At 29.7% G+C, this 13031-nt stretch carries 13 protein-coding genes; all 13 read right to left on the bottom strand.

Annotation, left to right across the window (positions count from 1 at the left end):
* Nucleotides 1-2: 2 nt before the first annotated feature.
* A complete protein-coding gene (locus tag ACE193_RS21870; protein WP_375560320.1) occupies nt 3-365 on the bottom strand; it encodes an FdtA/QdtA family cupin domain-containing protein in 363 nt (120 codons plus the stop codon).
* Nucleotides 353-1381 (bottom strand): hypothetical protein, encoded by a 1029-nt coding sequence (locus tag ACE193_RS21865; protein WP_375560319.1) that lies wholly within the window; start codon nt 1379-1381, stop codon nt 353-355. The genes ACE193_RS21870 and ACE193_RS21865 overlap by 13 nt, the downstream gene beginning before the upstream one ends.
* Nucleotides 1382-1384: 3 nt before the next feature.
* On the bottom strand, nt 1385-2269 hold the full coding sequence (locus ACE193_RS21860) for a methyltransferase domain-containing protein (RefSeq protein WP_375560318.1): 885 nt from the start codon (nt 2267-2269) through the stop codon (nt 1385-1387).
* Between the two features lie 4 nt (nt 2270-2273).
* A complete protein-coding gene (locus ACE193_RS21855; protein ID WP_375560317.1) occupies nt 2274-3077 on the bottom strand; it encodes a methyltransferase, TIGR04325 family in 804 nt (267 codons plus the stop codon).
* A 62-nt stretch (nt 3078-3139) separates the two neighbouring features.
* Nucleotides 3140-4117, bottom strand: coding sequence for a hypothetical protein (locus ACE193_RS21850; RefSeq protein WP_375560316.1), 978 nt, complete (start codon nt 4115-4117; stop codon nt 3140-3142).
* A gap of 4 nt (nt 4118-4121) precedes the next feature.
* On the bottom strand, nt 4122-5348 hold the full coding sequence (locus ACE193_RS21845) for an alcohol dehydrogenase catalytic domain-containing protein (RefSeq protein ID WP_375560315.1): 1227 nt from the start codon (nt 5346-5348) through the stop codon (nt 4122-4124).
* Nucleotides 5349-5405: 57 nt separating this feature from the next.
* On the bottom strand, nt 5406-6470 hold the full coding sequence (locus ACE193_RS21840) for a hypothetical protein (protein WP_375560314.1): 1065 nt from the start codon (nt 6468-6470) through the stop codon (nt 5406-5408).
* A gap of 14 nt (nt 6471-6484) precedes the next feature.
* On the bottom strand, nt 6485-8008 hold the full coding sequence (locus ACE193_RS21835) for an MBOAT family O-acyltransferase (protein WP_375560313.1): 1524 nt from the start codon (nt 8006-8008) through the stop codon (nt 6485-6487).
* A gap of 6 nt (nt 8009-8014) precedes the next feature.
* A complete protein-coding gene (locus tag ACE193_RS21830) occupies nt 8015-8890 on the bottom strand; it encodes a hypothetical protein (RefSeq protein WP_375560312.1) in 876 nt (291 codons plus the stop codon).
* A gap of 23 nt (nt 8891-8913) precedes the next feature.
* Nucleotides 8914-9621 carry a cytidylyltransferase domain-containing protein gene (locus ACE193_RS21825; RefSeq protein WP_375560311.1) on the bottom strand — a complete coding sequence of 236 codons (708 nt, stop codon included), beginning with the start codon at nt 9619-9621 and terminating at the stop codon, nt 8914-8916.
* A gap of 6 nt (nt 9622-9627) precedes the next feature.
* Nucleotides 9628-10683, bottom strand: coding sequence for an Ldh family oxidoreductase (locus ACE193_RS21820; protein WP_375560310.1), 1056 nt, complete (start codon nt 10681-10683; stop codon nt 9628-9630).
* Nucleotides 10684-10693: 10 nt separating this feature from the next.
* Nucleotides 10694-11962 (bottom strand): ABC transporter ATP-binding protein, encoded by a 1269-nt coding sequence (locus tag ACE193_RS21815; RefSeq protein WP_375560309.1) that lies wholly within the window; start codon nt 11960-11962, stop codon nt 10694-10696.
* 80 nt (nt 11963-12042) lie between these two features.
* Nucleotides 12043-12993 carry an alpha/beta hydrolase gene (locus ACE193_RS21810; RefSeq protein ID WP_375560308.1) on the bottom strand — a complete coding sequence of 317 codons (951 nt, stop codon included), beginning with the start codon at nt 12991-12993 and terminating at the stop codon, nt 12043-12045.
* Between the last annotated feature and the right edge of the window lie 38 nt (nt 12994-13031).

The raw sequence follows: 13031 nt of genomic DNA, 5'->3' as shown, positions 1-13031 counted from the left end.
GTTCAATATGGCTCAAATATATAATCATTAGCATCATACTCGTCAGAAGCAAGTACCATAAGAATTGCATTGGGTGTGAAATTATACATTCTATGCCAATCTTTTGGCTCTAAAATCAAACACTTATGAGGTGCATCTAATTGAAATTCTTGCTGTAGTTCTCCATCATCATTCCAAATAGTACAGCTTCCTACCAAACATATAGCAGCTTGTTTTGTCTTGTGGTGTCTGTGTCCACCTCTTACAGAATCATCAACTCCATAAATGTAAAAAATCCTTTTTATATCAAAAGGAATGACTTTTTCTATAACTGTTAGGTTTCCTCTTTGGTCTGTATGAGTTTGTAAATTAATTATCTCTGCCATTTATTTTTTAATTTAGAGTAAAAGCTGTACATATTTTTAACATTTACAAACTTCGTATAAAACATCGTATGTAACAACATATTTTCATAAATCATTTTATCTAAAAACTTAATTTCTTTCAGTTTATATCTACTATTAAAAAACTCTAAACCGAATTTTGATTCTTCTATTTGTAATCTTCTAATGTATTTTCTGTAAATAGCTCGTACTGCCTTTATATCAAAATACTCTTTCTGCCAACCTGCTGGATAATAGACTTCATAAAAATATTCATTTACTCTTTTCAAATAATGAAAATGATAAAAAATAAGTTTTTCTTTGTTTACTGTATAGGTATTATTCTGATAATCAAACTCTACATTATCTAGGTTAAAAGGAGCTAGATTAGCCGTTGGTTTATCAAAAACAAACACTTTATCAGACATCGTAGGAAATTTTTCTGTATATTTTTGGTCTGCAAAACGCTCGTTTTCTTCATCTAACTCATCATAACACCATTCAATACATTTTTCTCTCCACCAATTCAGACAAAGTAATCCGTCTTTATCTTTTTTAAAAGTATTAAAGACCACATTATACTTTCCATATACATTTGCCCATTCATTTTTTTTAGAAAAATGATGAGGAATGACTACTACTGAATTATTTCCCATTGCATCAAATATCCTCTTAGGCGAATCAAAAAAGTAAATATCAGCATCTGTATAAGTAATCATGTCTATATGTGAGAACTTTTCTATCACATAAAGCACCAAACAAGGAGTTATTGTAAAATAGTATTCTACTTTACTTCTTGTGTCTTTTATAGAAAATAATTCTTTATCATACTCTTCTAATTCACTCAATTTTATAGGAGTTACACAATCTGTATATTCTTCACAAAAAAAATCATACACAAATTCATCTAAAGCTAATACAAATAATTGAAAATCAACTTTTTGTTCTTTTAAAGAATGAATAAGAGTAAGCCCACGAGATAAATAATTTTTATCAAAATACGTTGTGAAATAATACATATTTTATTTTTTTATGGCTTCTATAAATAAAGAATCAGGTTTTCTTATTTTATCTCCTTCTACATCAAGTTGGAAATAATTCCAATTTGGAATAGAACTTTCAAAGCCTGTTTTAATTTCAATAGTATCAAATCCAACTTCTTGTAATAACTTCTTGATAGAATATCTATCATACATCCATTGGTGAATTTCTCCTGAAAGCCTAAACTGACCTACTTTTTGATAATTGAGTTTGGTTACTTCTTCTGGTTGCTCAATAGTTCGTCCCAAAATAATTTTAATAGCATCTTTTATACGCCTTACCATTGAGGTTTTATTAGGAGTAGAAGGTATTGTTGATATACTTGTATTTTTATTTTCGAACAAATGAGTATTTTCTAAATACCAATTTCTTAAGTGTTCTCCTTCCTTACCTATTCTTTGAAAGACAAAATCTTGATTAAGTAATTGGGGTTGAAAGATATGTTTTGCCATCTGTCCTCCTCCTTGGTGTCTAGAGGCTTGGTCAATGAGTTCTATAATCATCCATTGATGATTGAGTTGCTTTATTTTATCATTTGGTTCTTCTACTGCTTCTTCCAAACTTTTAATATAGAAACGAGCTATTTGTTCTAAATCAGGAATTGCAATTCGTAGTATTCCTTCTGACTTTAATACTCTTCTACATTCTTCTAAAAGAGTCTGAGCATCTTCTTTTGAAAAATGCTCTAAGACATGAGAATGATAGACTACCTCAAAAGTATTATCTTCAAAAGGTATTCCATTTAATAAATTATGTGCTATAACTCCCTCTCCTGTCTTAACAAAATCTAAATTAGTCCATTGTGTATGAAAACGAGTGCCACAGCCTAAATTTAGATAAGGTAGTTTTTTAGTTTGGTCATTCATTATTTTATATGTTATCTATTTTTTTAAATAAAAATCCATTCCAATATACTTTTCTTTCATCCTCTAATTGAATAGAAGGCGTTATTCCACTATCAAATTCTGTGATAAGTTCATACTTTTTATTAAAAGTATGAACAAATTTATTTTGATTTAAAAACCATGCTGGATACGAAGCTTCATAGATAGGCTCATGTGTATGTTGAATAGTAAGCCTTTCTGGAGCATTTTCTATAAAAGCTGTTCTATCTATAATTATGTATTCAAAATCATAAGATAAGAATTTTTCTAGCCATGTATAAGGCTTATCCAAATACTGTATGACACTTGAAAGCAAAAGTATAAATGTATCTTTTGTCTTTAGACTTTCTTCAATAGAATAATAAAAAGATAATTCATCATTCTGTATGTATGCTTTTCCTTTTTCAACAAAATGTTCTTGTTCCACAACTTTCCAACTTATTTCTTTTAAGTCATTTAGAAAATGTCTGTTTTGAAAATAAGTACTTCCTAAAGCTCCTCCAAAATCAATTATGGAAAGTTTGTTTTCATAATTAATAGCTATTTTTAATAAAGTAGCCAAAAAAGACCAATTATATTCTATTTTATCAAATAATACAGAATCTCTTTCATAAACAGCTTCCTCATTTTTAACCATTAAGGTAGATTTTAGCACTTTTTGTATTATTATCGAATCATCATAACCAACACATTCCTTTTGGGCTTCCTGCCAAGAGTTATAGTTACCTTTCCATCTAATATTATTTTCATCTTCAATCTTTTTTTTATCTTTTTTTGTATTGGAAGACATTAAAAATATTTGATAAATTTTGATAAAGATAGGTGGAAGAATTAGTTTTATTATTTTTTTTATCATTTTTGTCTGATATATTTTTTTATAAACTTTAAATTTAATTGAGAAAGTATAAACCTAAATAGCCCTAATTTAGATAATTTATTAGCTACTCCTAACTCTATATCAGCTATTTTTTTCTGTCTTTCTATATTTTCGACATCTTCTATTGGAAATCTATAAGGAGCTAATTTTTTAGATTCTTCTCGTTCTTTTGCATAGGCACTATGCCAATCTTCTTCTAATGTTTCATATTTAACATTGGGACCAAATTCAAAAAATTTCAATCCAAAATGAATAGAATAATAAACAGGGGAAGATAATAAATCATTTGAAGTAGCATACTCACAAGATAGTGTATTCAAATAAAAATTTTGCAAAAAATCTTGTGAAAGTAATTTTCCATTTTGTACTACTTCAAAACCTTTTTCTCTAAAGGGTTTATCTTTTCCTCTCTCTATATCTAAATAATACATACAAACTTTTATTGGTTTGTACTTTTCGGGGAGATTATCCAACATTTTTGCATACTCTGTATAATCTGTAACTACATTAGAAAAATGAGTTCCTTTTGAAGGAAATGCAACAGTACCCTTCTTTTTAATAATCGGATTCTCTTTCTTGATTTTCTCTAAAAAAGGATCTAAATAGATAACAGGTGCGCCTATATTTTTTATCTTTTGAGTCTTTGTTTGATTTTCAGATTGAAGATAAGATTCCACAAATTCTTTTTCTTTGTCAGAGTACATTAAAAATAAGGATGAATCTCCTTTAGGAAGATAAAAAGAGAGTTGTTCATTTATATTTTCTAGTGAAGTAACACTAAAAAATTTTATTCCATGTTGTATTCTAAAATTTAAAGGTATCCAATAAGGCAAACCTGCATATTTTTTTAAAATATTGCCTAATCCATAGTAGTTATTTCCTTCCCAGTATTCTCTTTTGAGTTTTTTGACCAACTTAGGATTTTGTATTTCCTTATAAATATCAACTGCCATTTATTTAATTATTTAGTTTGAAATCTATATATGCATGAGGTATTTGGTCTAAAGGTAAAGGAGGGTTTTGATAAGCCTCAACAAAACTTACAGCTTCCTCTAAACCTCCCAAAACTTTTGAATGAGCAATTAGAGACGAATTGATAAATTTACTAGCTCCTGCTTTTATCAGTTCGATAGTTTCTCTTCTATTTCTCAAATTTCCTACACCTCTTGACATAAGTATATTCAAGCCTGATGCTTGTATGAGAGATTTATCAATTACAATATCTTTAGAACCAAAACCAAAAGGAATGCAATGTGTATTAGGAGAAAGTAATTTAGCATTATCCCAAAGCATTGTCGAATTTCCAGATGTGCAATCCATCAAAAAGTTAGCATTTCTATTTTTAAAATGTTTACGAGCTACATCTCTTATAGATTGAATTTCATTTTGTATCAGAGGTTCTTCTTTTGAACAATCTTGTTGATTCATCAACTGTGCTGTTTGGGGAGAGATAACATAACTTGTTATGGCATCTGGATTTAGAGCAACAACAGATGCAGCTCTTTTTTTGTTTGTATCTATTACTACAATCTTTGATTCTGGACAAGAATGTTGATGCAAATAAGCAGCTAAATGTCCTGAATAACCAGCACCAAATAAAAGCATTCTACGCATACGCAATGTGTCAGGATGTCGTGTCATAGCATTTCTCACGTCTGCCACCAAAAAACTAAACATAAATGCTTTCAATTCTTCCTCTGAAGGATTTTCATAATGTTTATAACACAATTCCCAAGAATAAGCAGGTAGGACAGCATATTTAGCAAATGTACCGTCATTAGAATGCTTTCCATGACCAATTATTGTTGATTCATTATAATCACATTCTGTATATCTATGCAACACAGTACAAGAATAACAATCATAATGAGTACAAGGGGCATGACCTAAAATAGCAACGTAATCTCCTTTTTCTACTTTACTTTGCTTTCCATTTGTTTCTATAACCTTTCCTATCCCTCCATTCCCAAAGACAAAGTAATCTTTTTCTAAAAACTCTTCTTTTCTAGGGTGTAACAAATTAGGATGAGATGCCAACCAAAAACTACCGTGCATTGGCACATAACACATTTCAACTAATATTTCGCCTTCTTCTAAACTAGGTATCGAAGTGGTGCGAATTTGTGTATGTAGTTTCGTATGAGTAGAATCTGTATAGGTTGTATAGAGTTGGTTGTTTTGCATTTTTGAGAATTGAATTGAACTAAATTAAAGAGTTTTATAGTTAGCAAAATTAGTACCTTATTCTAATAATCTTTTCATTGCAGTAGGACGTAAATGATAAGCATCATAAAAATCTGGAGTTTTCATGTTTATTTTATTAGGATTATAACTACCTAATAATTCTGTATTGGTTGTTTTTGCTATAGTAATAAATATTTTTTCTGCTTCTAGTACATTTCCGTATTTTTGTTCTTTGGCAAAATAATCCCAAACAATTGGATGATAAGGATGAAGAATCAAAGTTACTTCTATATTTTTCAATTTTAGATATTCAATAAGTTTTAGAACTAATTTTTCATTTTTCTTAGAAATTTCATCAAAATCATTTAAAAATCGTATTTCATCTTGTTCTATGTATGCTTGAGAAACTTTTTCTACTTCTTCATTTTCTCTAAAAAACTGTTTTGCATTATACAACCTTGACCCATCAGCCAGTTTTGTATCTGCAATTTCATTTATACTGTCTAACGAGACCTCATAATATGAATTATTTTTATTTTGAGAACTCATTTTTACTGACTCTTGAAAGTATTTGAAAGACAAGGCTTCTTTCATTTTTTCAGTATATCCTTTTACATCATTCTTTGATATTGTAGCATTAGCATCAATGCCTAGTTTTTGAGCTAGTTCTGTATAATAACTTTTCAAGGGTAACCACCTTATCTCTTCATTATTCTGATTTAGTATCCAAGGATCTAAGCCTAAAATTATTTTCTTAGGTAATTTATCGTTTTGTTCATAAAGAGCAATAATACCATAAATATCTTCTATAGTAGCTCCACTTAATCCACTATTTATAAAATAAGAATCTTCAAAAAAATAATTCCTTATTTGCATTACTCTACTACTACCTACAGCAAGTATATCAGGTGTTGCAGTAATGTTATTTATAAAATTTATTTGAACTTTACGCTCGTCGTAATTATAGATACTACTAATATTATTTCCCTTTATCAATTCTTGTGCAATTTCTTTTTCTACCTCTCCTGTACTAAACAATAAAGCAGGGTCAATATTTACATTGACAGAAAGGACAAAGATTAGGAAAGGAATAAAACAAATAAATTTTAAAAAGATTTTCATTGATTCTTTACTTTTTAGAACTGAAAATATATAAACTGCGATTCTGAAAAAACTCCAAAAAATAAAATAGCCAAAAGTAACAAGTAATATAAAAACCACCTCCAAGCCCAATGCAAATCATTGATAGTAATTCTCAAAGAATGCTTTCTTTGCAAAAAATGAATAAATTCCATAGCAATTATTGCTAGTATAGAAATGGTAAAATCATATACTGAAATATCAAGATATTCATTATTTATTTTCATATAATTCTGCCAAGTAATATCATTTTGATTTAAAATTACTGATTTGAATGTCCAAACAAGGTCTTTAAATTGAATAATAATATTTGAAGAAAAACTATTTTTTATCAATAAAAAACCTTCTTGAATTGTATTAGCTCTAAAAAACACCCAAGCTAATAAAACTAATAGAAATGTAATACTAATATTTATCAATTTGTATATATTACCTTCTTTATTTATCCTAAGTTTTTCATACACTTTTTGGCTTATAGGAGCTATCAATAAAGCTATAATTAGATAAAAACCATGTAATGCTCCCCAAAAAACAAAAGTCCAATTTGCACCATGCCAAATACCACTAATCAAAAAAGTAATAAAAAGATTATAATACCAACGCCATTTTATTGTTCTGTTTCCCCCTAAAGGGATATAAACATAATCTTTAAACCAAGTAGATAAAGAAATATGCCATCTCTTCCAAAACTCTGAAATAGATTTAGAAAAATAAGGTCTATCAAAGTTTTTCATCAAATCATAGCCCATTACTTGAGCAGCTCCAATAGCTATATCTGAATAAGCAGAAAAATCACAATAGATTTGGAAAGCAAAAAATATAGAAGCTATCCATATACTTAACCCTGAAAAATTGGAAGGGTTATTATATACTGCATTTACTACAATGGCTAACCTGTCTGCAATAACAAGTTTTTTGAAGAATCCCCACGCCATTAATTGCAATCCATACTTTACTCTTGTATAATCAAATAAGTGATTTACTCTAAATTGAGGTAATAAATGACTTGCTCTCTCAATAGGCCCTGCAACAAGTTGTGGAAAAAAAGTAACAAATAAAGCAAAAATACCTATATGTTTTTCAGCCTTTATCTTTCCATTATATACATCAATTGAATAACTAAGTGTTTGAAAAGTGTAAAAAGAAATCCCCATAGGAAGTAACACTTGCAATAATGGAAAGACTGTATTTCCTGTTAGGAAATCAGAGAGCTGATTTGTTGTGGTAGCAAAAAAATTGAAATACTTAAAGCTAAATAAAATTCCTAGATTAGATAACAAACTCAAGTAAAGAAATGGTTTTCTTTCCTTTTTATTCTCTCGTTTACTCATCTTTATAGCACAAAAGTAATCTATTAGTGTCGAAAATATCAACAATAAAATATATTCTGCTTTCCAAGCCATATAAAAAATGTAGCTTGCAATCAAAAGTAGTACCCATCTGTAGCGATGAGGTAGAATAAAGAAAAGAAGTACGACAGTTGGGAAAAATAATACAAATTCCCAAGAATTAAAGAGCATTCTATTTTAAAAATTAGGATAAATCTGATAACTTTTTTCTAACATAAAATTTTTCAATAAACTTTCATTAATAACATTATATTGAGGTAATACATTTTTATTAAGTTCAAATTTACTTGATTCATTCTTGTTATGTGTATAATCTTCAGAATACACACAATTTCTGCCTGAGCCATCTAATCCTATATTATCGATAAGTGTTTCTCTTGGATAAATGACTGTCGTATTTGTGAGATAATGCGCTAATGACCAAGGAATACTCCATACATCAACCAATCCATTTATATATTTTTCAGAATTAGCTAAACGATGCAAATCAGGAGCAATTAGTTTTATATCTATTTTGGCTTGTTCAAACTTTTCAAGCACCTTACCCACCTCTATTTCATAATCCTTCCATCTATCAGCCCAAGTTGCCCATCCCCATGTAGAAAATCTAGACATCAAAAGTAAATCACTCCTTTCAGAAACTTGAAAAGGAATATTAGGTGGAAGATAACCACATACAGAACGCACATTTTTATTATCTTTCTGATTAGTAAGTGTATCTTGAAAAAATTGATAAGCTCCATCTCTAAGTACACAATCATCTTCAAGTAAAATAACCCCATCATATCCTCTCTCAAATAAAGTATCTAAGGCATAAATTACAGATTTCTTAAGTCCTTTAGATTCTTCGTGTCTGTAGAGTGTTATATTTAGTTTGTCTGAATGTTGGTCTATTAGAGATACAATTTTTTGTTGGTTTTGTTTTACTTCTTGTTTTTCAGAAAAGTCTAGAAAAGCATAAACATCATCAACATTATTCTCAACAAGGCTTTCAATTACTTCTTGGCAATGAGTTGGACGATTGTATAATAGTAGAGCAATAGCAATTTTCATCTTATGGTATTAGATTTGAACTTTTATTTATTCTTGATTTGCGTATCATATAGAGAACGTGCCATAAGTAAATCTACTGGAGTATCTATATCTACTGAACGCCATTTTTCCATCTCAACCATTCCTATTTTATCCCCCATTCGACAAGTTTTATCAAACAAAACATCTTTTCGCATAACATAAATAGCTTTATTTTCAGCCCATTGATTCCACATTTCTTTTTGACGTGGCATTCTATTGCAAGGATCATAGTTAGATGGTATGACTGTTTCATCATCATTATATCCTGTTTTTTCCCATAAGTAACGAGTATCATGGTAAACAGATAATACAGAATCATATTTTCCTAACTTTACTAGCTTTATAGCTTTATCTATTGATTCTACATCTCTAAGAGGAGCTGTAGGATACAGTAATACAATTATATCATAACTTGTATTTGTCTTTTTTTCAAACTCTTTGGTAGTCCAGATTAATAATTTATCTACTTCTTGTAAAGTTTTATCATGAGCAAACTCATCAGGTCTATCCAAAACTGGCGCACCAAAAGAGGCAGCAACATCTCTTATATCTTTATCATCAGAGGTGACTACAAGATGGTCTATCTCTGAAGCTTCTTGTGCATGAGAAATTGTATGAGCTACTAAAGGTTTTCCTCCTAATAATTCTATATTTTTTCTTGGTATTCCCTTTGAACCACCACGAGCAGGTATAATAGCAAGTACTTTCATTTTATTTTATTTTATTTTTAGAAAATGAGTCGAAATATTCATTTTTTTTGCAATATCAAATAATTGATTTTGTAATGTTAAATCTATAGGTATTCCACTAATTAAACGCTCTTGTTTTATTAGTTTTTCTATATCTCCTGGAACGTATATAGGAGTTTTATTATCTACTTTTTCAGAACTTCTTATTTTTTCAGTCAAATTTTGCAAATTTTCTTTAAAAGAATGAATGTCTCCAAACGGCTTTATATCTAAAACCATGAAAAAGTGTCCTAAGTATCGTTTTTGAGACAAAGGACTATCATACATAGAAGAAACCTCATCAGCAAATGGCATATTTGTCAAAAAACTAGAAAATATATCTATTGCCATAGCTAAACCAAAACCCTTATACTGACCAATTCCTGTTAGATAATAAGCTAAAGTAGCATCAGTAGTATCTTCACCATTTTTATCTTTCGCTACTCCTAAAGGTAAAGGTTTATTATTATTTTTATAATGTTTTACTTTATTTCCTGTAAAACTAGTAGTAGCAGCGTCAAAACAAAAAGGTTGCTCTGACAACATAGGAGCTGTGATACATAATGGGTTTGTTCCAAAAAATGCTTTTTTCCCATTAGGAGTACTCATTTTAGGGGTGGTACTTGTCATAACTACACCAATCATATCTTTTTTGGCAGCCTCTAACCCATAATGAGATAATGTTCCCATATGATTTGAGTTAGATAAAGATACTATACCAACGCCATATATTTCTGCCATTTCTATTGCTTTATTTATAGCAACCATTCCACTTCCATAAGCAAAACTGTGATTACCATTTATTTTGGCAATACAGGGAGTTACTTGATTTATTTCAATATTTGAATTAGTAGATATTCTACCTTCTAATATGCTAGAAACATAATGAGGTAAAAGACGCACGCCATGGGAATCTATTCCTTGCAAAGATGCTTGACTAAGTGACTCAGCACAACTTTCACTAGTTTTTTTATCAATACCTAGACTTTCCAGTATTAGATTGATATAATTATAGATATTATTGTAATCTATTAATACCTCCATAATATATTAATTATATTTTTTGCCATTGTGTATCTATTCTAACAATTCCAGGTCTTTGCATGCTACGAATTGACCTTGTGTCATATACTTTAAAGCTACATATAGCTTCCTGCCTGTCCAAATGTTCTAAACCAGCCACTACCACAGCAGCAACTGTAATATAATAAGTATCAGGAACAAATACAGATGGTATTTTTACTAAAAATGAATATTTTCCTATTGATAAATTAGAAGTAACATTACTTTCTGTATCTCTAGTATCATTAAAATAAACTTCAATTCCTTTTTCATTCTGCAACTTCAAAGCTAAGTAAAAATTGGGAAAAACTTGAAGCGTTTCGAATTGAATATTAATAAATATATCTTCACCAAACTCAAAATCATGTTGTAATTTTTGGTCAGTATTGAGTACACTTATTTTAGTAAATCGAAAAGGTTGTGATTGTTTAAAGTCCAAATTTACTTCTGCTTTTTTTCTTCCTATATTATTTATTCCTAAATAATAATCTACCATTTTTTGAGTTTCTCCTATATGTTTTATTGCACCCTGTTCTAGTAATAAGGCTTTAGTACAAAGAGTATTTATTGAATTCATATTATGACTAACAAACAGAATAGTTCTTCCTTCTTGAGTAGAAACATCTTGCATTTTACCGATAGCCTTTTTCTGAAATTCGGCATCTCCTACAGCTAATACCTCATCGACAACTAAAATATCAGGATCTAAGTGAGCAGCAACAGCAAAACCCAATCGCACCGTCATGCCAGAAGAATAGCGTTTTATAGGCGTATCTATATATTTTTCTACACCTGCAAAATTCACTATCTCGTCTAGTTTTCTAGTAATTTCTCTTTTAGTCATTCCCAAAACTGCACCATTGAGATAAATATTTTCTCTACCTGTTAGTTCGCCATGAAACCCTGTTCCAACCTCTAAAAGACTAGCAATTCTTCCTTTTACCTTTATACTTCCTGTAGTAGGAGCAGTTATTTTAGAAAGAATTTTGAGAAGAGTAGATTTTCCTGCGCCATTTTTCCCAATAATACCAAGTATTTCGCCTTGTTTTACTTCGAAATTAATGTCTTTTAATGCCCAAACATAATCAGAATCAGATTTTTGAGTACGGTCATTTACTTGTCCTACTTTTAAAGTAGGGTCTTCTTTTCCTCTAAGTTGCGCCCAAAAACGAGCTACATCATCTTTTAGTGTTCCACTTCCTACAAGTCCTAAACGGTACTGCTTACTTATGTCAGTAGCTTTAATAACAATATTACTCATCTATAAAATTTAGGTGCAAACATTTTCTAATAGGTAAGAAACAAAGATAGTTTTTTTCATTGACAAATCTAAAAAACAACTCATAAAAAAATTTGAATTGCTTCTTTCCAAACTTTTGGTTCTGCCATTATATATGATTCATGTCCTGCATTTATCCACACTTTTTCTTTTTTATCTTTTTGAGTAGCTAAATTTTCATAAATAGCATCTATTTCCCAATTTTTGACTCGTGCATCATTTTTTCCTCCCATAAGCAAAGTAGGAATAGTTACTTTTTTAGAATATACTTGAGGATTATGAGTAAATGCCCAAAAACCATGTTGTAATCCTCCCCAAAACATAAGCCACTCAGCCAAACCTTGAGAGGGAACTCCCATTACTTCAAAACGACCTTTTACGGTTTGTTTCATCGTTGCAAAAGGACACTCCAAAATCAATTTAGTTGCCTTCAAATCATAAACTGCAATCGCTCTCAAAATAGAAGCTGCTCCCATAGATGAACCATACAAAATTATATTTTTGGTCTTTTGTTGATTTTTGATGTAATCAAAAGCTGCTTTTACGTCATCAGCTTCATGATAACCTAGTGAAATTTCTTTTCCTTCCGAACCTCCATGACCTACAAAATCAACCAACAAAGTAGAATAACCTATCTGTCTAAAGTAATCAGCTTCTAATTCATAAGAAGATTTACATCCTCCATAACCATGAAAAAGAATAACTGTTCCTTTTGAATTTTCAACTTTATCAAACCAAGATTCTAATTTATACTTATTATTTCGTGTAGAAATAAAAATAACATCTCTTTTTGAAGTAGTATAAGGAGAAATTATGTTTTCTGATTTAGGTAACGAAATTCCACCCAAAAGAATTTTGAGTTTTTGAGAAAAAGACAAACTCTCTGGAGATAATGAACGCTCCCCTTCTGTAACATGTGTAAAATGATAGGCATGTTTGTAAACCATTACATTAGCAGCCACAAAACCACCTAAGATTGTCCAAAAAATTGTTTTTTTAGTTTTTTTATTCATCGAAAATAACGTTAATTTAAAATGATTTACTTTCCAAA

Source organism: Bernardetia aquimarina (genome assembly GCF_042180575.1).
In the GTDB taxonomy this organism is placed as follows: domain Bacteria; phylum Bacteroidota; class Bacteroidia; order Cytophagales; family Bernardetiaceae; genus Bernardetia.
The sequence above is the reverse complement of the archived record's forward strand: the minus strand, read 5'-3'. Positions and strand labels throughout refer to the sequence as shown.